The 23,000-nt window shown below is 42.2% G+C and carries 23 protein-coding genes and 1 pseudogene; 16 read left to right on the forward strand and 8 right to left on the reverse strand.

All coding sequences use genetic code 11. The features are described 5' to 3' along the window. Nucleotide 1 precedes the first annotated feature (1 nt). Nucleotides 2-337: a nucleotide pyrophosphohydrolase gene (locus J3A84_RS07495; RefSeq protein ID WP_207599396.1), complete on the reverse strand. Its 336-nt coding sequence runs from the start codon at nt 335-337 to the stop codon at nt 2-4. Nucleotides 338-724: 387 nt separating this feature from the next. On the opposite strand from J3A84_RS07495, the gene J3A84_RS07500 reads away from it, so the two are divergent. The 3 genes from J3A84_RS07500 to J3A84_RS07510 all read left to right on the forward strand — a co-directional run bounded on the left by J3A84_RS07500 (nt 725) and on the right by J3A84_RS07510 (nt 4,612). After that, nucleotides 725-2,095 carry an exonuclease domain-containing protein gene (locus J3A84_RS07500; protein ID WP_207599397.1) on the forward strand — a complete coding sequence of 457 codons (1,371 nt, stop codon included), beginning with the start codon at nt 725-727 and terminating at the stop codon, nt 2,093-2,095. A 638-nt stretch (nt 2,096-2,733) separates the two neighbouring features. After that, nucleotides 2,734-4,089: a B12-binding domain-containing radical SAM protein gene (locus J3A84_RS07505; protein WP_207599398.1), complete on the forward strand. Its 1,356-nt coding sequence runs from the start codon at nt 2,734-2,736 to the stop codon at nt 4,087-4,089. Beyond that, complete coding sequence (locus J3A84_RS07510) at nt 4,061-4,612, forward strand: uracil-DNA glycosylase family protein (protein ID WP_207599399.1); 552 nt, start codon at nt 4,061-4,063, stop codon at nt 4,610-4,612. Before J3A84_RS07505 ends, J3A84_RS07510 begins: the two co-directional genes overlap by 29 nt. Nucleotides 4,613-4,843: 231 nt before the next feature. Here the strand turns inward: J3A84_RS07510 and J3A84_RS07515 are convergent, their stop codons facing one another. Further along, on the reverse strand, nt 4,844-5,242 hold the full coding sequence (locus J3A84_RS07515) for a 23S rRNA (pseudouridine(1915)-N(3))-methyltransferase RlmH (RefSeq protein WP_207599400.1): 399 nt from the start codon (nt 5,240-5,242) through the stop codon (nt 4,844-4,846). A gap of 130 nt (nt 5,243-5,372) precedes the next feature. On the opposite strand from J3A84_RS07515, the gene J3A84_RS07520 reads away from it, so the two are divergent. Both J3A84_RS07520 and J3A84_RS07525 read left to right on the forward strand, forming a co-directional pair. Next, nucleotides 5,373-5,825 carry a MarR family winged helix-turn-helix transcriptional regulator gene (locus J3A84_RS07520; RefSeq protein WP_207599401.1) on the forward strand — a complete coding sequence of 151 codons (453 nt, stop codon included), beginning with the start codon at nt 5,373-5,375 and terminating at the stop codon, nt 5,823-5,825. Continuing rightward, nucleotides 5,822-6,832: an aromatic acid exporter family protein gene (locus J3A84_RS07525; protein WP_242694073.1), complete on the forward strand. Its 1,011-nt coding sequence runs from the start codon at nt 5,822-5,824 to the stop codon at nt 6,830-6,832. Before J3A84_RS07520 ends, J3A84_RS07525 begins: the two co-directional genes overlap by 4 nt. A 149-nt stretch (nt 6,833-6,981) precedes the next feature. Here J3A84_RS07525 and J3A84_RS07530 read toward each other — a convergent pair whose 3' ends face one another. From J3A84_RS07530 to J3A84_RS07540, 3 genes are all read right to left on the reverse strand, one after another. Then, nucleotides 6,982-7,374, reverse strand: coding sequence for a hypothetical protein (locus J3A84_RS07530; RefSeq protein ID WP_207599402.1), 393 nt, complete (start codon nt 7,372-7,374; stop codon nt 6,982-6,984). Beyond that, the gene (locus tag J3A84_RS07535; protein WP_207599403.1) at nt 7,367-8,485 is read right to left on the reverse strand and encodes a DUF3644 domain-containing protein; all 1,119 of its coding nucleotides are present in this window, start codon (nt 8,483-8,485) and stop codon (nt 7,367-7,369) included. The genes J3A84_RS07530 and J3A84_RS07535 overlap by 8 nt, the downstream gene beginning before the upstream one ends. A 134-nt stretch (nt 8,486-8,619) precedes the next feature. Further along, entirely contained in the window at nt 8,620-8,964 is a 345-nt protein-coding gene (locus J3A84_RS07540; protein WP_207599404.1) for a helix-turn-helix domain-containing protein, read from the reverse strand. Nucleotides 8,965-9,120: 156 nt separating this feature from the next. On the opposite strand from J3A84_RS07540, the gene J3A84_RS07545 reads away from it, so the two are divergent. The 3 genes from J3A84_RS07545 to J3A84_RS07555 all read left to right on the forward strand — a co-directional run bounded on the left by J3A84_RS07545 (nt 9,121) and on the right by J3A84_RS07555 (nt 12,759). After that, nucleotides 9,121-9,324, forward strand: a complete 204-nt coding sequence (locus J3A84_RS07545; protein ID WP_207599405.1) for a helix-turn-helix domain-containing protein — start codon at nt 9,121-9,123, stop codon at nt 9,322-9,324. Between the two features lie 184 nt (nt 9,325-9,508). Then, a complete protein-coding gene (gene gnd / locus J3A84_RS07550) occupies nt 9,509-10,957 on the forward strand; it encodes a decarboxylating NADP(+)-dependent phosphogluconate dehydrogenase (protein WP_207599406.1) in 1,449 nt (482 codons plus the stop codon). 407 nt (nt 10,958-11,364) lie between these two features. Then, on the forward strand, nt 11,365-12,759 hold the full coding sequence (locus J3A84_RS07555; RefSeq protein ID WP_207599407.1) for an NCS2 family permease: 1,395 nt from the start codon (nt 11,365-11,367) through the stop codon (nt 12,757-12,759). Nucleotides 12,760-12,872: 113 nt separating this feature from the next. Here J3A84_RS07555 and J3A84_RS07560 read toward each other — a convergent pair whose 3' ends face one another. Then, the gene (locus J3A84_RS07560) at nt 12,873-13,880 is read right to left on the reverse strand and encodes a lactonase family protein (protein WP_207599408.1); all 1,008 of its coding nucleotides are present in this window, start codon (nt 13,878-13,880) and stop codon (nt 12,873-12,875) included. Nucleotides 13,881-14,137: 257 nt separating this feature from the next. Here J3A84_RS07560 and J3A84_RS07565 point away from each other — a divergent pair, with 257 nt between their 5' ends. The 6 genes and pseudogenes from J3A84_RS07565 (at nt 14,138) to dhaL (ending at nt 19,782) form a co-directional block, all read left to right on the forward strand. Beyond that, complete coding sequence (locus J3A84_RS07565) at nt 14,138-15,160, forward strand: polysaccharide deacetylase family protein (RefSeq protein ID WP_207599409.1); 1,023 nt, start codon at nt 14,138-14,140, stop codon at nt 15,158-15,160. Between the two features lie 221 nt (nt 15,161-15,381). Further along, nucleotides 15,382-15,630, forward strand: a complete 249-nt coding sequence (locus J3A84_RS07570) for a type II toxin-antitoxin system prevent-host-death family antitoxin (RefSeq protein WP_207599410.1) — start codon at nt 15,382-15,384, stop codon at nt 15,628-15,630. Nucleotides 15,631-15,721: 91 nt separating this feature from the next. Next, nucleotides 15,722-15,973: pseudogene (locus J3A84_RS15300) on the forward strand (type II toxin-antitoxin system RelE/ParE family toxin); the annotation flags it as partial. Nucleotides 15,974-16,243: 270 nt separating this feature from the next. After that, nucleotides 16,244-17,818, forward strand: a complete 1,575-nt coding sequence (locus tag J3A84_RS07580; protein WP_207599581.1) for a DEAD/DEAH box helicase — start codon at nt 16,244-16,246, stop codon at nt 17,816-17,818. A 320-nt stretch (nt 17,819-18,138) separates the two neighbouring features. After that, a complete protein-coding gene (gene dhaK / locus J3A84_RS07585; protein ID WP_207599411.1) occupies nt 18,139-19,134 on the forward strand; it encodes a dihydroxyacetone kinase subunit DhaK in 996 nt (331 codons plus the stop codon). A gap of 24 nt (nt 19,135-19,158) precedes the next feature. After that, on the forward strand, nt 19,159-19,782 hold the full coding sequence (gene dhaL, locus J3A84_RS07590) for a dihydroxyacetone kinase subunit DhaL (RefSeq protein WP_207599412.1): 624 nt from the start codon (nt 19,159-19,161) through the stop codon (nt 19,780-19,782). An 80-nt stretch (nt 19,783-19,862) separates the two neighbouring features. Here the strand turns inward: dhaL and J3A84_RS07595 are convergent, their stop codons facing one another. Then, nucleotides 19,863-20,786 carry a DMT family transporter gene (locus J3A84_RS07595; protein ID WP_207599413.1) on the reverse strand — a complete coding sequence of 308 codons (924 nt, stop codon included), beginning with the start codon at nt 20,784-20,786 and terminating at the stop codon, nt 19,863-19,865. 155 nt (nt 20,787-20,941) lie between these two features. Here J3A84_RS07595 and J3A84_RS07600 point away from each other — a divergent pair, with 155 nt between their 5' ends. Beyond that, nucleotides 20,942-21,889 (forward strand): D-2-hydroxyacid dehydrogenase, encoded by a 948-nt coding sequence (locus tag J3A84_RS07600; protein WP_207599414.1) that lies wholly within the window; start codon nt 20,942-20,944, stop codon nt 21,887-21,889. A gap of 110 nt (nt 21,890-21,999) precedes the next feature. On the opposite strand, the gene J3A84_RS07605 is transcribed toward J3A84_RS07600, so the two are convergent. Beyond that, nucleotides 22,000-22,260: a hypothetical protein gene (locus J3A84_RS07605; RefSeq protein WP_207599415.1), complete on the reverse strand. Its 261-nt coding sequence runs from the start codon at nt 22,258-22,260 to the stop codon at nt 22,000-22,002. Between the two features lie 262 nt (nt 22,261-22,522). On the opposite strand from J3A84_RS07605, the gene J3A84_RS07610 reads away from it, so the two are divergent. Then, the gene (locus J3A84_RS07610; protein ID WP_207599416.1) at nt 22,523-22,978 is read left to right on the forward strand and encodes a MarR family winged helix-turn-helix transcriptional regulator; all 456 of its coding nucleotides are present in this window, start codon (nt 22,523-22,525) and stop codon (nt 22,976-22,978) included. Nucleotides 22,979-23,000 lie beyond the last annotated feature (22 nt).

Consider the following 23,000-nt stretch of genomic DNA (forward strand, 5'->3'; position numbering starts at 1 on the left):
ATCACCTCAACTCTGTATATTTTTTACTTGTCCCATATGCTTTGTCTTTCTGATACTTTTCTCCATTCTTCTTAAGCTTATGTTCGATAATTTCTGAGATATCTAAATTCAGTTTCTCTGCAAGTAGTATGGAGTAGATCAATACATCGGCAATCTCTTCTTTCATGTTATCGAGCTTGTCGCTTTTCTCTAAGTCTGCTCCTGACCATTGAAATGTCTCAAGCAGTTCAGCTGCTTCGATACTGATTGAGATGGCTAAATCTTTAGGGTTATGAAACTGATCCCAGTTCCTTTCATCTCTGAACTTGATAATCTTTTCTATTAAATCCTGATTCATATATCCTCCAGTAATCAATAAATTATCTAATAATTCTTATTATAACTTATTTATCGAAAAATGAATAATTTGGAACGAAAAACGCATAATATACGATCAATAGTGTAAGGGATAACGTCAAATGATATAGATATTTGATTATATTTGAGTATCCATCTATATCTGAATAAATATTTAGAACGTAAATAATAGAATAGAACATTAGTGAATGAAATGTTATTTCCTATATGTTGTATTAATTTTTAGAATATTCTATAATATTTTTGAGCAGAAGATTTTGATGTAATTTGATCATCATCAGAGCTGATGATGACTAGAAGTATTACTAATTCCTACTTTGCCACGAGATGTATTTTGAATATGGAGTTTTAAGTAAGGGAGGTCAATATGAAAAAAATCACATATTTTGATGTGGAATATGCGAACCCCAAAAATAAATCTATTTGCCAATTAGGATTATTATGTGAAGATTATGATTCTGGAAAGCTATACTATCCAGAACAGAATCTCTATCTGAATCCACAAGATGGTTTTGATGATATTTGTGTTAAGATTCATGGAATTTCCTTTTCTAAAGTTAAGGATAAACCCTTTTTACCAGAGGTGTGGTCTGAAATAGAAAAATATTTCACTAACACCGTTGTTGTTGGCCACAATGTAGCTAATGCAGATCTTAATGCATTGGCAAGAAATCTAAAACGCTACAGTATAGATATTCCTGAGTTTTACTATATCTGCACCCTTGATCTCGCTAAGAAATATGTGCCACCTTTTACTGTAGAAAATTACCGCATGGGTACACTTTGTAAGTACTTTGATATCGATATAGATTTAGAGCATGATGCTTTTGCTGATGCAAGTGCGAATGCAAACTTATTCAGAGCTTTGGTTAATAATTATGATATTTACATTGAGGAGCATATTAGAAGATATGATTCGATTGAAATAAAAGATTTCGAACAGTTCATGGCTGCTCCATTAATCAGAAAGGCAATAATTGAATTTTATGGTATGGTGAAAGGGTTTTCCATTGATAATAAAATCACTATTACCGAAGCAAATTACATTAGAAATTGGAGAAATCAGTACTGTCTATATACTGGATCAGAGGAGTTAGCATCTATTATCGATGTCATTGATCGTATTCTAGATGATGGAGTCGTTACGCTAGAAGAATCTTTTAAACTTCAGAGTGTTGTTGGGCAATGTATGGACATCATCTCAAAATCACCCGTAACTCTAGGTACGCAGGTACTAAATGGAATCATGAAGGGTATAATTATTGACGGGAAAATATCTACTGAAGAAAGCGAAAACCTGCGAAGTTGGTTGAGTGATAATAGTTTTCTCTCTGGACATCATCCTTATGATGAAATTATGTGTCTGCTGGAGGAAGCTCTTGCTGATTCACTAATTACAGAAAAAGAATCGGAATATATTACTGAATCGATACAAAGCATTCTAAATCCAATTGAAGCGTTGAAGGTACAAGTCAATTCAGTTGAAGGGAAACATGTCTGTCTTTCAGGTAATTTTGCATTTGGAAGTAAGACTGATGTAAGTCAATATATTGTAAATCGTGGCGGAATCATTGATAACACAGTAAAGAAATCAACAAATATTTTGCTGATTGGGAACCTTGAGTGTCAATCATACTCTAATGGAACTTATGGAAGTAAAGTGATTAAGGCTATCGAATATAATCAGAAAGGGTGCAATATTCAAATAGTGAAAGAAATAGATCTTATTGAGAAATAGAATAAACTGGAAAATAGTGTTTAATTAATACTTATAGGATGTTATCACAATAGTGTTAAGAATGATAAGGTGTCAGTAGAGAGAAGAAGATGCCGGAATGTTTCAACTACCTCTTGAGGATCAAGGTGGCTGGATGGGATATGTTTATTTGATTAATACTAGCACACTCCAACTTACTTATGGTATGGTTCTCCGTAACTATTCTATCGGCGTAAGAAGAGACTAGTCATTTAAGAATTAGTGCTTGTTGTGGCTAGTCTTTTTTTAGTTTTTATAGATAAACTGTCATGATCCATAGTGAGCTATCTTTTTAATTAATTGATAAGATTTTCATTAGATAGTACAATAATATTAAGATTATTAATGTATTATTTTGAAGTCGGATTTATCTGTAATAGTTTATGCAAATGAAAAGACAATTATTAAAAGGTTATCTGTAAGGTCAACATTAACAAGATTCTAAAGAGGTTTTAGAAGCAAACACGAAATTGAGTTATCATTTAAAGCAGGGAAATTTCTAGAGGAATTAGGTTGCTAATGGAATATATAGATACCGAGGGGTCCCTAGCAAAGAATATTAAAAAGATTGGAGATGTAATTCTGGATGCGTGTTAGTTGATTAATGGGGAGAGTGTGAAATGAAGGTCGTGCTGATTAATTCGCCAATATATGATCGACTAGAAATTGAATCTGCAGGTAATGAGTATTTACCACCATTTGGTCTTGGTTATTTGGCGACAAAAATTCAAGAAAAAAATTGGGATGTAACAATCCTAGACACAATTCAATTAGGTCTAAATGTAACTCAAGTCGTTCAGAGACTCTATGAAATGGAGCCAGATATCATTGCTATTAATATTTTTTCTGTTAATATTCCAGTTGTCAGAAGTATATTGGAGTCATATCAATCCAAAGCAAAGTTTATTGTTGGTGGACAATGTACAAATTTTATTTATAATGAAATCATCAAATGGAATACTAATAATGAGCTAGCGGTAATTATCGGTGAAGGCGATTTGATTATTTGTGATGTGATTGAAGACGTGGTTTCTGAACCGCCAGTATATGAAAGTAAGACTAGAAAAGTATTTCAAGTACATAGTTCATCAAAGTATTTCCCAGCTGATATTAATGTTTTACCGCTAAATAGAGGATTACTAAATGAGGAGTTTGTGGTAAACTACTATGGTTTGAAAGAAAGAGCAATAATAACATCAAGAGGATGCATTTATGACTGTGCTTTTTGTGGAGCAGCAAAAAGCTTGAATCATAATAGAAAAATTAGGCTAAAAGATAAGGCTGTGGTATTGTCAGAGATTAATGATCTAATTCAAGTAGATCCGACGGTTCAATGCATCAGAATATTAGATGATTTATTCTTAAGGAGCCTACAATCTATACGGGATGCAATTGAGATATTTAGTCAGTTTAATGTGTCTTGGAGAGCCATGGCACATATCAAAACGTTTGAAAATGTACCAGAAGAATTAATCGTTCAAATGAAGAAAAGTGGTTGTGTTGAATTGTTTATTGGAATTGAATCTGGATCTGATAAAGTCAGGAAGATGATTAACAAATTAGGAACAGTAGATGAGATAAAGAATACCACTAGAAAAATATTAAAATGTGGAATTGACATTAAAGGATATTTCATTTTCGGTTTTCCATTGGAATCTGAGAGTGATATGGAAATGAGTTTTAATGTTGCGACTACAATATACAGATATTCACAAAATTCTGATGGAAACTTTAGAACGAGTGTTTTTCAGTTTAGGCCATACCATGGCACTGCATTATTCAATGAATTTGTTGAACCAAAGTTAGAGTTGGATTATCAAGAAAATCATATTTTATCTACATTGATTGAGAGAAGACATTTTAATATTCAGACTAAAAACTACAGTGAATGTGACGATAAAATATTATATGAGTTTATTTTTAAAACTAGTAATCTAGGAGGAAAATATGATCAAGGAGATAATGAATTGCAATAAGTGCAATATGTGTAATAATCAGATACCATTATTAGATAAGGTGGAAGAGTGTGATGTAATGTGGGTTGGACTTTCTGCAAAACTGGTTGATAATGTATTAGATGAAATCCCCTTATCGGCAACTACTAGATCTGGTAAACTAATTAGTGAAATGGAATCTGAAGTACAAGGATGTAAGTTCTACAAAACTAATATAGTTAAGTGTCTACCGTTAAACAATAATGGTAAGTTAAGATACCCAACTAAGAAGGAAATGGATCTTTGTATTGTCAATCTCAAGAGAGAGATTGAGATACTTAAGCCCAAAATCATTATCTTGTTAGGGAATAATGTTATCCAGTCAGTTGAAAAAAGCATGAAGGTAACATTTGATAAATTTAATGATTATGAGTATAAGCTATATAAGCATGGTGAGTATAGTTTTATGCCAATTCATCACCCTTCTTATATAAGTGTTTATAAAAGAAAGAATAAAGAGACCTATATTGATGCTGTCAAAGAGTTGATTATCTTATCACTATAATGCATATAGATAATGAAATGAATCATCCACCTTCAAGGCTATATCTAACCTTAAGGTGGATGATTCATTAATAATCCTAAATTCTGCCGATACAATCTAATTCAAAATACACATTCCCCGTTCTAACCGATGAATTCAATTAGGGATTATAAGTGAAAGTATTCATGATAACTGTAGAGAAACCATAGTTCCTTCGCTTCCTCACCATACCTAAGGGCAAAATTTACGCCGTTACTTATGGTACGGTTCACCGTACCATATCCTAAACGCCCTATAAATCTGCTCCAGCATACAGACGACAGACAGATCATCACTCATATCAAGTGTGGTGAGACTTAGTGTGTCATCTGTATCTACCTTCATATTAACCACAAAGGCGATCTTAGAATGTCCGTTTAAAGTAAGCTCCTGGATCTTTTCCGAAAAGGAAACAGAATCCAGGGCTTTTCCTTTTGCATATACTCTGAAAGTGTAGCAGGAAGAAACGAGAGGAAGAACATCACTTTGGTTTTCCACTTCTTGCAGAATCAGATTGCAGTACCTCTTCAGCCTTTTACTGTATTCCTTTATGGCACCCAGATAGTAATCTGGGATTTCATTCTTCCTATAGATAACAAGTAGTGTAACCATAGTTTCGCCTCCCTTCTATTACCTTAATCATACCATGGATCATTCCCGATATAGAATGAAAATAATGCATCTCCACTTAAATAAATTGAGTGCAATTGAAATTCGGGCCATTTTCCATTATAGTAGTAGTATGGATAAGAATAGAAACAGTTATGGAAAAGAAAACGACACAAACCTGAAGCTTCTGATCTCACTGAGCAGAGGCTTATCAAATATCAGCAGAGAGACCATGAGAAACATCAAGGAATATGGCATAACTCCCTCCCAGTTTATGGTTCTGGAAGTCTTATATCACAAAGGAGAGATGAGAGTCTGTGATATTACAGAAAAAATACTGTCCACTGGTGGAAATATGACTGTGGTCATCAATAATCTGCTGAAAGAAGAATACATCGAGAAAATACCGACCCCTGGGGATCGCAGATCCTACAGCGTAAGCATCACGGAAAAAGGAGAAGAGCTCATCGGTGCGCTTTTTCCTGGACACCTTGAGATTCTGGCGGAATCTATGGACGGACTGACCCATGAGGAGAAACAGGAAATGATCCATCTACTTAAGAAGATGCAGAGGATGCAGGAATGAAGACGCTGAGAAAATATGTGGGATACCGCACACTGAAAACAGCCATCGGTGCAGCCCTTGCCATAATCATCGCAGAATACATCGGGCTCAGCTACGCCGTATCAGCAGGTGTCATCACCGTTCTGAGTGTGCAGAGCACCAAGAGAAAGTCCATCGATATAGCCATAAGAAGACTGGGTTCTACAACCCTAGCAATCATAGTGGCCGTTGTGGTCTTTCTTCTCATGGGCTACTCCGCGGTGAGCTTTGGGGTCTACCTTCTCATTTTCATACCCGTTGCGGCAGCACTTAATCTCAATGATGGGATTGTACCCAGTACCGTCCTTGTAACCCACCTACTGGTGGAAGAGTCTGTGGCCCTTTCCTGGATTCTCAATGAATATGGCATTCTCATTGTTGGAGCAGGAATTGCGCTCCTCTTTAATATCTACATGCCCAGTGTGGAGAAGGATATCAAGGAAGCCCAGAAGGATGTGGAAAGACTCTTCAAGAAGATCCTTGCCAGTTTTTCGGAAGACATCCTCTCCCAGTCTGTGAACATAGAAGAAGAGAAGATGTTCAAGGAACTGGATGCCACGCTGACTAGAGGCTTTGAGAAAGCGCACAGGCTTTCATCTAATTATCTCTCGGAATCCTTCCTCTACTATGTCCGGTACATGGAGATGAGAATCAAGCAGTACGAGATTCTGAAACAGATGAGAGAAGTCCTTGGCAGGGTGGACAGCTACTACGAGCAGAACCGCCTGGTGGCATCCCTTACGGAACTGGTAGCTCATCAGTATAATGAGCTCAATACCGCGAGAGAGCTCATGGAAGATCTCCATTGTTATATGGAGCTCTTCAGGAATCAGGACCTGCCCAAGACAAGAGAGGAGTTTGAAAACAGGGCTTCTCTCTATCAGTATGTTCGAGACCTACAGACCCTTCTGGAAATCAAGAAGGAGTTTGCGGACTCTCTAACAGAGTATGACAAGAAAACATTCTGGAAAAAAGAGGATGCGGTATAAGCACCATCCTAATTCAAGGCATTTCAAAAGGGGTTCGCCAGAACCCCTTTTAGTATGGAACGTATTATGTTTGAAAAAGCCCCAGAACATAAGCTTCAGGCGCAGCCTGACCAGATGGAAACATGAACGGTTCGCTGCATGAAAGAAAGCTACCTGTCCTCTTCAGCAGGGAGCACTTTAAGTTCATATCCTTTAACGAAAAGGAGAAGGAGAGTGATCAGTAGTATCATCAGAAGAGCAGTGATCATGAACTTCTCTTGCGCATCAGGAAGCAGGATCGGTAATGCGAAAAGTATAATGAGCACCGGCAGACTCCATCTGGTCCAAAAGGTGGACGTGACTTCCACCAGGTCACCGTCATGTACGGTTATAGTATTACTTCTTATCCCGAACTGCATCGCCTTCAGCTCTACCTGATCATGAGGGATCTTTATCTCCACTTTCTGCTTATGGGAAACTGAAGCAATCTTCTCTCCATTGGCATGGATCTTTATAGGCGAACCGGACCCTTGCCAGCCTGTGTTTCTTTTCACTTTAATCAACAATGGGACCTCCTATAGGTGAATGTTTTTTTTGGGGGGGGTAATCATGAACAGATACTACAATATTATTCTTAACTTGGTCTTTAATCCATTCTACTGGAATTTGATGGTTTTTAAGAATTGATGTCAACAATAAGACCCAGTTGTCGTTAAAAACATAGTCCTTATGGACCTCGTCATAATGGCAATACTTTGTATTAGTTTCAAAAGGGTTGTCTGCATTGTTATTAGGCCTAATTCCGAATAATTTCCAGAATAGTGTATGATTATAGATTGTAAAGTTATCAATGCCATTTTCTTTAATTTTTTCAACGACATCCTTGGGTTTGAGTTTTCCAACATTTGCTCCTTCTAATGTTAAGGTCTTATTTTTGATTATTGTGGTTAGTTTTTGAAAATCAGCTTGTTCCTCTGGGGTTAAAGCCTCCCAGTTAATAAATTCAACAGCCAAATCATTTCTATTAGTATTTCCAATCTTTGGCACTTGAATAAGCTTTATGCTGAACTCTTGACTGCTGAATATTTCTTCTGGCAATGATGTTCTATACTTATTTATGTAATCAATAATATCTTGGGCTTCTCTCGATAGTAAATTTTTCTGTGCTTCTTTTTGTTCCTTTGTAAGGATCTTTGAGAACTGCAGAGAAAAAGCTAAGTTTTCATTAATTGCATAATCTTCTCCAAAGAAATTAGTTAGTGTGCTTTCATAATTATATAACATAGCCTGACACTCACCAAATATTTGAGTTCCCAATATTTCTTTATCGATATGCCGATGCTCAATTTTGTTTCTTAATTGGATGAAAAAATCAAGGTTCTTTTTCACTGGATCATCTAAATTATTATATTGCTTAATACACTCACGTAAATCCCATGATTTTCTTTCTCCATCAACTTTTCTGTAGTTTCTTCCATTTTTGTAATAATATTTATCTCCGATTGTGTTATTGAAGTATGCATGAAAAAGGCGTGTCCACGCTATAATCATTAGAGTTATATAATTTTCTACTTTAAAAGTTGTTCTAGGCTTATTATAAATTTCAACGGCCAATAATGCGCTATCAATAGAATTTTCTAAAATACTCTTAGTTTTTCCTTTTCGAAGTGACATTTCAACCTCCAATAACTATAAATTCAAAAATGCTAATTATTACCTATAATATTCAGATTATATCATTAATAATATAACATAAATCGATAGAGATATCAGTAGTCTTTTATACAACTGATATCTCTATCGATAATTTATAAAGTATTCCTTTCGTCTCTTGCGGTCTTCTTCACCCTCAGGTAGGTGATGAGCTCATCCTGGTCTCTCTCATCCCACTCGTTAAAATCTCTGATCAGCTCATAGAGCTCCGCACTGATGTGCTTCTCCATAAGCCGCATATCCTCCGGTTCTGCCAGAACGGAATAAATGGAAAGATCCAGGGCTCTGCAGAGACTGGTCAGCGTATCCACAGGTGGCGTGCTGTTTCCGTTTTCTATATCGCTGATATAGGAAATGGACAGATTTGTAGCATCAGCAACATCTCTCAGCTTCATATTCTTCTCTTGTCTTGCTTTCTTCAGCTTTTCTCCAATATTCATGTCCGCTCCTTAATTCCGTATATAGTAGTAGTTTAGCAAGGATTGGAGAAAATAAAAACTATCCGAAAGATCAGAAGCAATATATTTCGATAACAGCGTAAATGAATTGAATTATTTCGATAGTAACGTATAATTAGTATCATAGGAGGTGCTAGTTTGGTTAGTATCGGCGATAATATACGTAAATATCGAAAAAGTGGAAAGCTCACGCAGAAAGACCTGGGGGAAGCCATAGGCATTTCCAATACCTATCTTTCTGATATAGAAACTGGTAGAACGAATCCATCCATCAAAACCCTGAAGAAGATTGCCAAGGCTCTGGATATCAGTTATATAGAGCTTCTGAAAGACACGGAGTAAATAAAAATCAGTAGAATAAAAAAATGGAAGCAGGATGCGTATCCTGCTTTCATTTGTGTTAAGAAACCATGAAGTCCCTTCCATACCCTTGAAAAAGAATGGAAATACAATGATAATAAGAATGATAAGTAATCAGACGTATCAAATTAAATGACAGGCCAGCAGGTTTGTTTAGGAGGTAAATATGTTAGGAGATATAGGAATTTACGGATTCAGAGTCATGGGTGAAAATCTGGCCAGAAACATCGAGTCCAAAGGATACACCGTATCCATCGGGAACAGGTCATCATCGGTGATCAGAGACTTCATGGAAGGAAAAGGCAAGGAAGGAAACTTCGTTCCCTCCTATTCCATGGAGGAGTTCATCTCTTCCTTGAAGAAACCCAGAAAGATCATGCTCATGATCAAAGCAGGCAGCGTGGTGGATGCCACCATAGACAGTATACTGCCACTTCTTGAGGAAGGAGACACCATCATCGATGGCGGAAACTCCAATTACGAGGACACGGAAAGAAGAGTGAAGGCGCTAGAGAAGAAAGGCATCCACTTTGTGGGTTCAGGCGTATCCGGCGGAGAGCTGGGGGCGCTCTATGGCCCATCCATCATGCCTGGCGGTGCCAAAGAGGCCTGGGACGGCATCAAGGATATCTTCATGGATATCTCGGCCAAAGCCGGCAAAAACGGGGATGAGCCCTGTACCACATGGATCGGTGCCGGCGGCTCCGGTCACTACGTGAAGACCATCCATAATGGCATCGAGTATGGGGACATGCAGCTGATCTCGGAAACCTATGCGGTGATGAGAGATGTGCTGGGACTTTCCAATGAGGAGATGGCTGAGGTCTTCACCAGATGGAACAAGGGTGTTCTAGAAAGCTACCTGGTGGAAATCACCGCAGACATCCTGGGCGAAAAGGATGAAAAGGGTGAGTACTTGGTGAACTCCATTCTGGACAAGGCCATGCAGAAGGGAACCGGAAAATGGACTGTCATCTCTGCTCTGGAAGAAGGACAGCCAGTGTCTCTCATCACAGAGGCTGTTTATGCCAGAATCCTCTCCTCCATGAAGGATGAGAGAGTGGAAGCGGCGAAGCTTGTGAAGAGACCTGTCAGTGAAGTGGACAAGGAAGAGACCATAAAGAATCTTGAAATGGCCCTTTATGCTTCCAAGATGGTATCCTATGCTCAAGGATTCTCCCTGCTCAAAGCGGCGTCGGATCGGTTCGAATGGGGACTGAATCTTGGCGAGATCGCCTCCATCTGGAGAGGTGGATGCATCATCCGTTCTGCCTTCCTGGATGACATCAGAAAGGCCTATGACAAAAATCCGAAGCTTATGAATCTCATGGTGGATGACTTTTTCCAGAAGGAACTGGAAAAGGCCGTATCAGGGCTTCGTGAAATCATGGTCACTGGTGTAAGAAACGGCATCGCCATGCCTGCCATGAGCTCAGCCCTGGCCTACTATGACGGATATCACACGGAGAATCTGCCTGCGAATCTTCTGCAGGCGCAGAGAGATTATTTCGGTGCGCATATGTTTGAGCGTATTGATACAGCGCGTGGAGAATTTTTCCATCACGACTGGAGCGGACAGGGTGGCAATACCGCATCCACAGTCTACAAGGTATAAAACGGAATCGAAACAGAATGCATGGAAGCAGCGGAGGACCCGAAAGGGGCCAATCCCGCTGCTTCTTTTTCTTTCTTTTTTCTTTTGTGAAGTCCGCGAATGATCGGAAGATATGAACACGAAATATATGGAATTATAAGGGGATGCTATCCTTCTTCGAATCAGAATAATGTTCGGAGATTCAGTGCAGATTATACGAATGATGGGGTAAGGAATAATGATTATTAATGGATTAAGTGCGAATAATGAGATGGAAACAAGGATTTTCGACTAAAAACAGGCTTGATTACCGTTTACAGTCATGAAATGAATAAAGAAGGGTGGATACCGAACAAAATAACTTGCGTTAATGATATCATTCGTATAAAATGAATGAGTACTTATTAATAAATCATACGAGGTGGAAAATGGAAAAATTATTCAAGCTCAAGGAACACGGTACCGACGTCAAGACCGAGATTCTTGGTGGAACAACGACTTTCCTTACAATGGCTTATATCATATTTGTTAATCCTCAGATTCTGGGACTCACAGGTATGGACCAGGGAGCAGTCTTCACTGCAACCATTCTGGCAGCAGTCATCGGAACATTCATCATGGCTTTTGTGGCCAATGTGCCTTTTGCGGTAGCGCCAGGAATGGGACTCAATGCGTTCTTTACCTTCACTGTCGTATTCATTCTGGGATACAGCTGGCAGCAGGCTCTAGCGCTGGTATTTTTATGCGGACTCATCAATGTGTTCATCACGGTGACCAAGATCAGAAAGATGATCGTGAAGGCCATTCCAGAATCTCTCCAGTACGCCATCAGCGGCGGTATTGGACTCTTCATCGCCTACCTTGGCATCAAGCAGGCAGGTTTTCTGACCTTCACAGCTGAGACAGTAAACAGAATCACTGACAATGGAGATGGAAGCGGTATGTTTGCGGACATCGTGCCTGCACTGACTGATTTTACAAACCCCACAGCGCAGGTTGCGCTCATTGGCCTTCTCATCACCATCGTTCTTCTTCTTCTGAAAGTGAAGAGTGCGATTCTTGTGGGCATCGTTGCAACCACCTTCATCGGAATCTTCTTTGGTGTGACACAGGTTCCTGAACTGTCCATGGACATGTTCAGAGTGCCAAGCCTTGCACCAACACTGTTCCAGCTTGATTTCAACGGCCTATTCGCCGTGGATAAGCTCTTCATCACCCTGACAACCATCTTCGCCTTCTCCCTGACAGACACCTTCGACACCATCGGAACCTTCCTGGGTGCAGGCAGAAAGTCAGGCATCTTCACAGAGGAAGATGCCAATGCGGTGGAAGATTCCAAGGGCATGAGCACCAAGATGGAAAAGGCGCTGTTTGCTGATGCAACAGCAACCTCCATCGGAGCGCTTCTTGGTACATCCAATACCACCACCTATGTGGAAAGTGCAGCGGGTATTGCGCAGGGAGCCAAGACAGGTCTTGCTTCTGTAACAACAGGCGTCCTGTTCATCGTATCCCTCTTCCTTGCACCCATCGCACTGATGGTGCCAGGAGCAGCCACAGCACCTGCACTCATCGTGGTGGGAATCATGATGGCGGAAGGGCTTCAGAACATCGACTGGCAGGACCTGACCATCGCAGTACCTGCATTCATGGTACTGGCATTCATGGGATTCTCCGCATCCATCACCAATGGTATCGCATTCGGATTCCTGTTCTATGCCATCGCGAAGATTGTGGACAAGAAGGCCAAGGAGGTTCACCCGATCCTCTACGTCATCACCGTCCTCTTCATCCTATCCTTCATATTAACTGCAGTTGCATAAATTAGAAGTGTCCCCATACTTCAAGGAAGCAGCGTATAGATAGTTAAGAAAAAAGATGCATCCGGAATTTTTCCGGGTGCATCTTTTGCGTCTCATGACGCTATGGATTTCATCTATTTCTGGAATACGATGGATACGGGTTCAGGGGTAGTAATATCCTTCTTGAGTAATAGAAGCTTTCCGGTATCTCTGTCGATCTTGAAGAGGGTCAGGTTATGGGAGATCATATTGGCTGCCAGGAGGAATTCTCCATCAGGGGAGATGTTGAAATCCCTTGGGTGGTCTCCTTCGGTGGAGACGGTCTCGATCCTCTCCAGCAGATGATTCTCCTTCACTCTGAAGCCGGAAAGGCTGTCATGACCTCTGTTGGATACATAGAGGAAACGATTGTCCGGTGTGAGCCTTACGGCGGCACCGGTGTTTTCCCCGTGGAAGTTCTCAGGAAGGGTCTTCATGACCTGCTTCAATATATAGTCTCCACTTCTGAAATCATAGACGAAGATCTCAGAGGAAAGCTCGGAGAACACGTAGAGAAACCTTGCCTTCCTATGGAAGGTCAGATGCCTGGGACCGCTTCCTGGCGGAAGAAGGAGTTCTCCTTTCTTTTCCAGGCCTTCATCAGATAACTGGTAGAGGTAGACTTTATCCGTGCCCAGATCGCAGGCCAGGATATCCTCATTGTGGGGATTCTTCATGGCGAAGTGAAGATGGGAAGAGTCCTGCCTTTTCTCTATGGGACCTTTCCCATCATGTTTGATGGAGGCGATTCTTCTTCTCACCATCTGCTCTTCCAGAGGGTAGAGATCCAGATTCCCGTCATGGTAATTGGAGGCCAGAAGATGCCCCTCAAAAACGGAAACATGGCAAGGGGTATTCTCCTTTTCGTATAGCACCTTATCCACGATATCGGTTTTTAGATTGATGGAGAGCACGCCATGGTCCTCCTTGTCCCGCATGGAGGAATATAAAATGGTTCCATCCTCGCTCAACGCCAGATAGGTGGGGTCATCCACCTGATAGAAGTTTTCTATTTCAAATTCTTCCGCGTTGAATCGGAATTTTCGTATGCCTTTGCTTTTTTTTCTTGTATAGGAACCGATGAATCCGTTGTAATCTTTCATGAGACTCTATTCTCCTTTATCCGTAGTTTCATTTATGTTTATCATACCAAAAAAAGAGAAGCGTAAAGTAACCGAATTGTTAACCTTTGTTAACCTTCTAGTAAGGTTTAGACGGTATACTTCCTATACCCTTAGAAGTGAGAGAGCGTTCACCCTCCGATCATGTGGATGAACAAGAACGGTCACAGTGAAGTGGGTATGCGTCATCAAGAGACGAAGAAGAAGGGACTTGAAGAGAAATGAACGGATATGAGGAAATGAAAAGAAGAAAAGAAATAGATGATAGAAAAAAGATGCACAGCAGGAAAACCAGAAGAAAACTTCTGGGCGTTCTGCTTCTTATTGTGCTCCTTGGTACAGCCGGGTATGTATTCAAGGATTGGTTCGCAGATGAAAAGAAGCCTGTGGAAGTGGCTGATGGCATAGAGGACCAGAACCTGGAAGAGGAGAATGGGGAAGAAGAGATGGAGCCGAAAGAGGTGGAAGTGGAGGAGTTTGTAGAGAGTCATGAGGAAAAGCCACTGGATCGCGAAAAAAGCGTTCCTGACATGATCGATCTCACCACGCTGAAAGTGGGTACCAACCATTCAGTAGGGGCCTCCGCCTATGCCTACAGCACGGAAATGGTTCGGAACTGGATCTGGGGCGGGGTGTCCTATGAGGGAGAAAAGATTGCCTTTTTAACCTTTGATGATGGTCCAGTGAAGAAAAGCGAAGCGGTGCTGGAGGTTCTCAAGAGAAGAGGCGTGCCTGCTACCTTTTTCATCCCGGGGTATGTGCTGGCGGAGCATCCAGATGAGCAGGTGCTTCATCGCTATATAGAGGAAGGACATGCCATCGCTGTGCACAGCTACAGTCATGTCTACGATACCCTCTATCCCGGTAAATTGGCGGATAAGGAGAAGATTGTGGAAGAGTTCATACAGACTCGGGATCTCATGAGGAAATCCTTGGGGGATGAATTCGACACCAGAGTCTTCCGGTTTCCAGGAGGCTCCATGAGCTGGAAGGGAATCGACGAGGCAAGAAGCGCTCTGGCGGAGATCGGCGTCTATGATATGGACTGGAACGCCATATCAGGAGATGGAGAGCCCAAGAGCAGAAGGCCGGAAGGACCCCAGGCCATGGCGGAGCATGTGATGTTCACCCTTAGCGAGCACTGGATGCAGGACATCGCCGTGGTGCTGATGCACGATACCAAGGATATTACAGCGGAGTATCTGGACCAGGTCATCGACCAGTTCGAATCTGCAGGATACACCTTCGGCATACTGGAATAGCAGGGTTCTCAAAGAGATCAGAAAAAATAATGCGTAAAATCGTATATGCAACCCCTGGTTCAATGCTCGATTGGAGACAGAATCAGGGGTTTTTCATGGGCATAGAGTATGTTCAGAATGGGAGTCTTATGAATCCGGATGGTGCTTCAACTAAATTGATGTAAAAAATTAAGTTGAATTTTAAGTAAAATAAAATCTAATATAGAAAAGGAGTTGATCGTATGCCAAATATAAAGCCGGTTTCTGATTTAAGAAATTACAACGAAGTATTAAAAGATATTGTGGTCGGATCTCCTGTGTTTTTAACAAAGAATGGTAGGGGTAAGTTTGCCATTGTAGATATCGAAGAGTATGAAAAGACACAGGCAACCATAAAATTGTTGTCTAAGCTAATGGAAGCTGAAAAACACATCAACAGTGATGAAGATTGGATGTCAGAAGATCAGGTGAAAGAAAAGCTGGGGGTTTGATGACATGTATAAAATCCGTGTAAATCCAAAAGCAACAGAAGATCTGATTGAAATCAGGGATTACATATAAGAAGAACTTCAAAATCCCGCAGCTGCATTGAATGTGGTGCGGAAGATTATTGAACGTTACGAACAGTTAAAAATGTTTCCACTACTTGGGGTCGACTTATGTTCTAAAATCAGCGTTCAGACTGATTTCAGATATCTTGTGGCTGGAAACTATATCATCTTTTATCGAGTAGATCATGAGTATGTCTATATATATCGCATTTTATACGCAGGCAGAGATTACATAAAGGTTCTGTTTTCCAATGAAGTTTCCGTGGATTATGAGGATTTGTAAAAGAAGAGATTTAAGAAGGAACATTATTTCAGCATGAGCGGTAATTGAGAAACAGAAACGGATGAAAAGGCTGAAAACCTTTAGAAATCAGAGAATGAAAAGATTTCAGGAAATGTTTGCGCTTTGTCTGCTTTAGTGATATAATACATCAGTGGTTTAGGATAGTACATAATTTATGATAGATGATATTTATCAACACCTTGCAGCACGACTGCGAGGTTTTTTTATGGAGAATTCTCAATCATGAAAAATAGAAAGAAAGAGGTAAATATGGAAGACAAGAGATTTATTGACCTAGGGCTAAGCGAAAGTGTACTTAAAGGTATCGGTGCCATGGGTTATGAAACACCTTCAGATATTCAGGGAGAAGTCATTCCCGTCATACTGGAAGGCAAGGATGTCATTGGACAGGCGCAGACCGGAACAGGTAAAACACTGGCTTTCTCAGCACCTATGCTGAGTATGCTCGAAAAGAAGGGCTCCGTAAGTGCGATCATTTTAGCACCTACAAGAGAACTAGCCATTCAGGTCAGTGAAGAAGTGGAGAGAATCGCAAAGTTTACCGGCGTAAAACTGCTCGCGGTTTATGGTGGTTCCAGTATCGATACGCAGATCAGAACACTGAGAAGAGGCGTGGATATTGTAGTTGGAACACCAGGTAGAGTCATCGACCTTATGAAGAGAAAAGTACTGAAGCTTGATGAAGTGGACTTTCTGGTCCTGGATGAAGCGGATGAAATGCTCAACATGGGATTCGTTGAAGATATCGAAACCATTATGGCGGGAACCAGTGCCGATAAGCAGACCATGCTTTTCTCAGCGACCATGCCTGATGAATATAAGAGACTCTCAAAGAAGTACATGAGAGAAGACAGAGTGCACATCAAAGTCAAAGACAAGTCCATGACGGTATCCACCGTCAAGCAGGCTTTCTTCGAGGTGAGAGAACAGTATCGTTTTGAGACCCTATGCAGAATCATGGATTCTGAAGATATGGAATCCGTACTGGTATTCTGCAGAACCAAGAGAAATGTGGACGATCTGGTCTCCAATCTGGTGGATAAAGGCTACAATGCAGCCGGTATGCACGGAGATATGAGCCAGAATGTACGTATTGCAACCCTTCGAAAGTTCAAGGACAGAAAGCTGAAGTTCCTGGTGGCAACGGACGTTGCGGCAAGAGGAATCGACATCGACAATCTGTCCCACGTGGTGAACTACGACCTGCCACAGGACATCGAGTCCTATGTGCACAGAATCGGCAGAACCGGACGTGCACAGCGTGAGGGTATCGCCTACTCCCTTGTAAACTCAAGAGAGTTCGGGTTCCTGAAGCAGATCGAAAAGGTCACAAAGGGCAAGATCGAGAAGCGTGAGATTCCGACCCTTGAAGACATCTTCAAGACCAAGAATGAAACCTTCAAGAACAAGATCGTCACCGAGCTTTCCACAAACAACTACAAGAAGTTCTACCCTGTCATCGAAGAGATGAAGGAAACCTTCAATGTGGAAGATGTGGCAGCTGCCCTCATGCAGATGCTTTATAAGGAAGAGCTGAGCTTTGACTATAAAGTGAACATGCTGGAAACGCCTAAGAAGTTCGTAAGACTCTTTGTGACCGTAGGGTCCATGGATAAGCTTACACCAAGAAAGATGATCGACTTCATCGTTTCAGGTACGAATCTGAAGCCGGACAGCATCGGAACCATCGACGTTCTGACCAAGTTCAGCTTTGTGGATGTCGTCGCTGGTACAGAGGATGAGATCGTGAATAAGCTCAACGGAAAGAAGCTTTCCGGAAGAAAAGCGAAGTTCGAAGTGGCTGCGAGAAGAAGAAGAAAGTAGTCCAAAGAGAATAAATGAGAAGTAGAAGAATCAGCAGGATGCGCATGGATCCTGCTGATTCTTTGCGTTTGGATATAGTTTATCATGCGGGTTCAGAGTGGTCGACAAAGAATAGTGATATAATGACAAACTGTAATATTTATTGATAAGATGTTAAGTATTTTGAATATTAATTAATTATTTACCTAAAGTTGATTGACATTGCTTTGTTTTAGTTGGACAATTAATGAGAAAGCTGAATACTGGATGCATGGAAACATGGTCTGGTTTTTATTTGCTGACCAAAGTAAAGGTTTACAACAAAATCCAAGGAGGTTAACATGAAAAAAGTTATCAACAATCCAAACAATGTCGTCGACGAACTGCTGATGGGTATGGTTTATGCTCATCCCGACCATGTAAGAAAGCTGGATGGATTTGAGGTTCTTGTGAGAAAGAATTCCCCAGTGGAAAACAAGGTAGCCCTTGTCAGTGGTGGTGGTTCAGGACATGAACCATCTCATGGAGGATTTGTAGGAAAGGGTATGCTGGATGGTGCTGTAGCAGGTGCTGTATTCACATCCCCAACACCAGACCAGGTTTTTGAAGCCATCAAGGCTACAGCAGGACCAAAGGGTGCACTGCTCATCGTGAAGAACTACACCGGAGATATCATGAACTTTGAAATGGCCAAGGAAATGGCTGAAGCAGAAGATCTTAAAGTTGACTATGTTGTGGTCAACGATGACGTGGCTGTGGAAAATTCCACTTGGACCACAGGAAGAAGAGGTATCGCTGGGACCGTTCTTGTTCATAAGATCACAGGCGCCAAGGCAGAAACCGGAGCAGAGCTTGACGAAGTCAAGAGAGTTGCGGAAAAGGTCATCGCCAATGTCAGATCCATGGGACTGGCCCTGACACCATGTATCGTACCTGCTGCTGGAGAGCCAAACTTCACGCTGGCAGAAAATGAGATCGAAGTGGGTATGGGTATCCATGGAGAACCAGGTACACACAGAGAAACCCTGAAACCTGCAGATGAACTGGTTGACCACCTGGTAGGAAAGATCCTGGCAGACATCGACTACAGCGGCAGTGAAGTGGTTGTCATGGTGAACGGACTTGCGTCCACACCCCTTATGGAACTCTATATCGCAAACAAGAGAGTCCATGAAATCCTGAAGGAAAAAGGAATAAAGGTATACAAATCCATGGTAGGAGAATACATGACATCTCTTGAAATGGCCGGTTTCTCCGTTACACTTCTGAAACTGGATGATGAACTGAAAGAGCTCTTTGATGCTCCAGCAGATACACCAGCACTGAAATCACTATAGCAGCATAGAAGGAGGGCAACGCATATGGCTGATGCACAAAAGGTTAAAGAGGTGATCCTGGCCATCAGTGAGATCATCGAAGAGAAGAAACTGTATCTGACCCAACTGGATGCCGCCATCGGTGATGGCGACCATGGCCTTAACATGGCCAAAGGTTTCGGTGCCGCAAAGGAAAAACTGGAAAGCACCAATCCTGAAACCCCTTCAGATATTCTGAAGGCGGTGGGTATGGCGCTCATATCCAAAGTGGGCGGAGCAGCAGGTCCTTTATACGGAACAGCATTCTTGAATGCGTCGAAATCCGTAGCAGGAAAGACGGAACTGGATCTTAACGACTATCAGGTGATGCTGGAAGCGGCCCTTGATGGAGTCAAGATCAGAGGAAAAGCAACAGTAGGAGAAAAAACCATGGTGGATGCCATCGAGCCGGCACTGGAAGCGCTGAAGAAAGCCATTGCAGAAGGATCCTCCACAAGAGAAGCTATGGATAAATCCGTAGCCGCAGCAGAAGAGGGAGTGAACTACACCAAGACCATCATCGCACAGAAGGGTAGAGCTTCCTACTTGGGCGAAAGAAGTATCGGTCACATCGATCCGGGTGCCATGTCATCCTATGTGATCCTGAAAACCATCGCCGAAAAATTCTAGACCTTACCTTAAGACATAGAGAAAAGAGCTGAAACGGAGTGTTTCAGCTCTTTTCCACGTCCAGTGCTTTCCGGAACCCATCATGCTTTCTGCCTGTTTTCTCTCTTGTCCGCTGCAAAATAATTGGTTCCGATGACGCCGGTGATGATGAGAAGCGCTCCGATGACCTGATAATAGCGCAGGTGTTCACGAAGGAGAAGGACGCCTGCGAAGATGGAGATCACAGTCCCGAGGTGATTGAAGATGCTCATTCTGGAGGCTTCCAGCCTGGACAGGGCAAAGTTCGACAGAAGGGAGGTGCCTAAAGTGGAAAGTACACCGAGAAAGAGTACGCCAAGAAGGAAGGATGGCGTTCCCAGAGGGGAGAAGTAGCTTTCGAGGTGACCTTCCATGAGATGAAGGGTAAGGTTTATGAGATTACAAAGGATGAATCCCGTGGTGATGGCCACAGACGTGAGCTTCATGAAGCTGTGGTCTTTCACAAGCTTTCGGATGAGGACCAGATTCATGGCGGAAGAAAAGCTGGAAAGTAGAAGGAGAAGATACCCTGTCAGGCTCTCCACCGAAACCTCAGCTCCTTTCACGAGAGAGATATAGACCACCCCCGACAGCGAGACCAGCATGAAGAGTTTCTGCATTCTTTTCGTCTTTTCCTTCAGAATCAGCGTGGCCAGAATCATCGTAAGAAGCGGCGTCATCGCCTGAATGATGCCTGCTTCAGAAGAGTAGACTTTCTGAAGACCCAGCAGCTGCAGGGAGAAGAAGAGCAGCGGATAAAACAGAGAGAGAGGAAGGATGGCGAAGACCTCCTTCCTCGTCAGCCTGAACTTCATGAATCCAAGAACCTTCAGCGCAAGCAGTGCGAGGAAGGCAAAGGTGAATCTGTGGGCAAGGATGGCCCATGGAGAAGCGGTATCGAGGCTGATCTTATTGGTGAGAAAAGAGAAGCCGATGATCACGGACATGGACAGAGCGGCAAGATAAGCGGTGGATTTCTTCTCCATGGTATCCTCCTTCAGAATGTTCTTATATTAATTATATCAAATACCTATGGTATTTGTTAACATTATGAAGAAATGGAGAATCTTCCCCATTCCATCAGGCTTCAGCTGCCAAGTGTGTTAAAATAGTACAAAAGAACAAGACAGAGGTGAAGCGTATGATCATGAACTGCATGCCGGACTACATCATGACGAAAGAAGAGGCAGACAAACTCAGAGCATTAACAGGAAAAGACATACTGGATGTGGAGAACTTCCGCGACCATGTGGATAGATTGGATGAAGTGGAAGCCATCATTCCGCCCTGGAGATTCAAGGCGGAGGACCTGGCGCTCTTTAAGAATCTCAAGTGGATTCAGACCTTCAGTGCGGGGGTGAACACCCTGCCCCTGAAGGAAATCAAAGAGAGAGGCATTCTTCTTACAAACTCCAGTGGGGTCCATGGACCTCAGATGACAGACCATATCATGGGGATGGTCTTATCCTTTGCAAGAGCTCTTCTGCCCAGCATCAGACATCAGAAGGAGAAGAACTGGAAGGTGGATTATCCTCTGACGGAGCTGACCAGAAAGGAGATGCTCATCGTCGGTGCGGGCAGCATCGGACAGCTGCTGGCCAAGAAAGCCAAGACCTTCGACATGAGGGTCATCGGCCTGAAAAGAACCGTGGAGAAGCTTCCGCATTTCGATGAGGTGCGAGAACTGGAGAAGCTTTCCGAATCCATGAGAACAGCGGATTATGTGGTGATCCTGGCACCGCTGACCAAAGAGACCAGAGGCCTCATCGGCAAAGAGGAGCTTGCCCTCATGAAGGAAGATGCGGTGCTCATAAACCTGGCCCGTGGACCTCTAGTGGATGAAGCAGAGCTGATAGAAGTGCTGAAGGAGAAGAAGATTCGCGGAGCGGGTCTGGATGTGTTCTCCAGAGAGCCTCTTCCGGAAGACAGTCCCCTGTGGGACCTGGACAACATCATTCTGACGCCTCATCTGGGCGGGTTCAGTGATGTGTCCAATGAACGTTCCATTGCGCTCATCGCAGAGAACATCAGAAGATTCTATGCCGGCGAAAAGCTGAAGAACGTGGTGGATCTGGAACTGGGATACTAGAAGCAGGCAGAAGAGATGATGCTATAGAAAGCTGAATGTAGATCAGATGCAAATGAAAAACGGTCATGAGTTTTAAGCTCATGGCCGTTTCAGTTCTTAGTGGATAGAGGCTACTCAGGGATTCTCGCTTTAGCGAATCGGTAGAAGAGACTTAGAAGAAAGACAGCTATGATGCTGCCCAGCACAGTGAATGTCCACATGAGTGTTTCATTTTCTCTCTGCACATAGGACAGAAAAAAGAAGAGGCCCATGATTCCGATGATCAGACCAATAATGAAGTACCGAAGGGCCTTCGGGGACTTCTTTGACTTTACAATCTCTGCGGTGCCTTCAAACAGTATATCCATGACGATCTCCATGAACAGTTCCATATCCTTTCTCCTATCCTCAAAAAATTCGAATTCCTAAAACATAACATGTATTCAGAATCGTTTCTATATCTTCAGTATACAGGATAATCCAATACTGTCATCTTAAATTCTCCTGAACAGGAAACTTTTTTTGGCTTTTTTCCTAAGTGTTCGCTCCTGTCGAGCATGCTAAATAGATTTCATACAATTAAGGTTGACAAGAAATAACAAGCGCGGTATAATTATCTCGTATTCGAAATAATATTTGTAGAGGATGATGCAGATGAAAGAAGAAGAGAGGAATCAGTTGGATGAAAAGTTGTCCCTGAAGCTGTTTGTGGTGCTCACAAGAGCTTTGGACTCCGTCAGAAAAAGCATAGAGAAGGAAATCAGGAGCTATGGACTCAATCCCACAGAATTTGCCGTGCTGGAACTGCTATACAATAGAGGCGAACAGACCGTTCAGAAGATCGGAGAGAAGGTGCTCATCGCCAGCAGCAGCATCACCTATGTGGTGGACAAGCTGGAGAAGAAGAAGCTCATTCTGAGAACCCCCAATCCGGAGGATCGGAGAATCACGCAGGTGTCTATCACGGAGGAAGGAAAAGCCATGATGGATGACATTTTTCCGGGCCATGTGAAGGCTGTTCAGAGAATTCTGGAAGGGCTGGATACCTGGGAGAAGGAAGAAATGATTACTCAGCTGAAGAAACTGGGTATACAGGCAAAAAACAGATAAAAAATTTTACGAATATATCTCG

The organism is Proteiniclasticum aestuarii (assembly GCF_017368455.1).
Classification (GTDB): domain Bacteria; phylum Bacillota; class Clostridia; order Clostridiales; family Clostridiaceae; genus Proteiniclasticum; species Proteiniclasticum aestuarii.

What these genes read in the sequence shown, in the direction of transcription:
- J3A84_RS07500 (WP_207599397.1), top strand. Translation starts at nt 725, where the DNA reads ATGAAAAAAATCACATATTTTGATGTGGAATATGCGAACCCCAAAAAT.
- J3A84_RS07495 (WP_207599396.1), bottom strand. Translation starts at nt 337, where the DNA reads ATGAATCAGGATTTAATAGAAAAGATTATCAAGTTCAGAGATGAAAGG.
- gnd (WP_207599406.1), top strand. Translation starts at nt 9,509, where the DNA reads ATGTTAGGAGATATAGGAATTTACGGATTCAGAGTCATGGGTGAAAAT.
- J3A84_RS07600 (WP_207599414.1), top strand. Translation starts at nt 20,942, where the DNA reads ATGATCATGAACTGCATGCCGGACTACATCATGACGAAAGAAGAGGCA.
- J3A84_RS07540 (WP_207599404.1), bottom strand. Translation starts at nt 8,964, where the DNA reads ATGAATATTGGAGAAAAGCTGAAGAAAGCAAGACAAGAGAAGAATATG.
- J3A84_RS07610 (WP_207599416.1), top strand. Translation starts at nt 22,523, where the DNA reads ATGAAAGAAGAAGAGAGGAATCAGTTGGATGAAAAGTTGTCCCTGAAG.
- J3A84_RS07580 (WP_207599581.1), top strand. Translation starts at nt 16,244, where the DNA reads ATGGAAGACAAGAGATTTATTGACCTAGGGCTAAGCGAAAGTGTACTT.
- J3A84_RS07525 (WP_242694073.1), top strand. Translation starts at nt 5,822, where the DNA reads ATGAAGACGCTGAGAAAATATGTGGGATACCGCACACTGAAAACAGCC.
- J3A84_RS07520 (WP_207599401.1), top strand. Translation starts at nt 5,373, where the DNA reads ATGGATAAGAATAGAAACAGTTATGGAAAAGAAAACGACACAAACCTG.
- J3A84_RS07570 (WP_207599410.1), top strand. Translation starts at nt 15,382, where the DNA reads ATGCCAAATATAAAGCCGGTTTCTGATTTAAGAAATTACAACGAAGTA.
- J3A84_RS07535 (WP_207599403.1), bottom strand. Translation starts at nt 8,485, where the DNA reads ATGTCACTTCGAAAAGGAAAAACTAAGAGTATTTTAGAAAATTCTATT.
- J3A84_RS07505 (WP_207599398.1), top strand. Translation starts at nt 2,734, where the DNA reads ATGAAGGTCGTGCTGATTAATTCGCCAATATATGATCGACTAGAAATT.
- J3A84_RS07605 (WP_207599415.1), bottom strand. Translation starts at nt 22,260, where the DNA reads ATGGAACTGTTCATGGAGATCGTCATGGATATACTGTTTGAAGGCACC.
- J3A84_RS07595 (WP_207599413.1), bottom strand. Translation starts at nt 20,786, where the DNA reads ATGGAGAAGAAATCCACCGCTTATCTTGCCGCTCTGTCCATGTCCGTG.
- dhaL (WP_207599412.1), top strand. Translation starts at nt 19,159, where the DNA reads ATGGCTGATGCACAAAAGGTTAAAGAGGTGATCCTGGCCATCAGTGAG.
- J3A84_RS07555 (WP_207599407.1), top strand. Translation starts at nt 11,365, where the DNA reads ATGGAAAAATTATTCAAGCTCAAGGAACACGGTACCGACGTCAAGACC.
- J3A84_RS07515 (WP_207599400.1), bottom strand. Translation starts at nt 5,242, where the DNA reads ATGGTTACACTACTTGTTATCTATAGGAAGAATGAAATCCCAGATTAC.
- J3A84_RS07560 (WP_207599408.1), bottom strand. Translation starts at nt 13,880, where the DNA reads ATGAAAGATTACAACGGATTCATCGGTTCCTATACAAGAAAAAAAAGC.
- J3A84_RS07565 (WP_207599409.1), top strand. Translation starts at nt 14,138, where the DNA reads ATGAAAAGAAGAAAAGAAATAGATGATAGAAAAAAGATGCACAGCAGG.
- J3A84_RS07510 (WP_207599399.1), top strand. Translation starts at nt 4,061, where the DNA reads ATGATCAAGGAGATAATGAATTGCAATAAGTGCAATATGTGTAATAAT.
- dhaK (WP_207599411.1), top strand. Translation starts at nt 18,139, where the DNA reads ATGAAAAAAGTTATCAACAATCCAAACAATGTCGTCGACGAACTGCTG.